General features: G+C 60.9%; 1 protein-coding gene. It reads left to right on the plus strand.

The window, feature by feature from the left end; translation table 11 throughout:
* Positions 1-256, plus strand: a 256-nt coding sequence (locus Q4563_RS21030; protein ID WP_303605905.1) for a M20/M25/M40 family metallo-hydrolase, incomplete at both ends; no start/stop codon positions are given.

The raw sequence follows: 256 nt of genomic DNA on the forward strand, positions 1-256 counted from the left end.
GAGTTGAGTTGGGAAGAAGAGCACACCGCCCGGGTGGTGCGCCAACGACTGGATGATTTAGGTATCCGTTGGCGTGCCTGCGCCCGTACTGGCACCGTCGCCTGGCTGGGTGGATCGGCAGCACCTGCTTCAGATACCCCTCATTTTGCCTTGCGTGGCGATATGGATGCCTTGCCTATTCAGGAGCAAACCAGCGTCGCCTGGCGCTCACGCCAGGATGGCTGCATGCATGCGTGTGGTCACGATGGCCACAGTG

This window comes from Gilvimarinus sp. 1_MG-2023 (genome assembly GCF_030548285.1).